The sequence below is a fragment of the Rhizobium ecuadorense genome (genome assembly GCF_001187535.1).
In the GTDB taxonomy this organism is placed as follows: domain Bacteria; phylum Pseudomonadota; class Alphaproteobacteria; order Rhizobiales; family Rhizobiaceae; genus Rhizobium; species Rhizobium ecuadorense.
In genome coordinates this window covers 1-217 of sequence record NZ_LFIO01000732.1, presented here as the reverse complement: position 1 = coordinate 217, position 217 = coordinate 1, and the positions used below count along the sequence as shown (strand labels likewise).

Here is a 217-nt window from a genome sequence, read left to right as displayed (position 1 = left end):
CCTTCTTGTAGTCGACCACCACGTCGGCGCCGAGGCTTTTCACCAGATCAATATTTGCCGTGCTCACGGTCGTCGCCACATGGGCGCCGAGATGTTTGGCAAGCTGGATCGCAATGGTGCCGACGCCGCCGGAGCCCGCATGGATCAGCACCCTCTGCCCCTTCTGCAGCTTGGCGCGCTCGACCAGCGCCTGCCATGCGGTCAGCGCCACAAGTGG

1 protein-coding gene is annotated in these 217 nt (G+C 64.1%); it reads right to left on the bottom strand.

The features are described from left to right. Positions 1-217, bottom strand: a 217-nt coding sequence (locus AF337_RS13610) for a zinc-binding dehydrogenase (RefSeq protein ID WP_152971061.1), incomplete at both ends; no start/stop codon positions are given.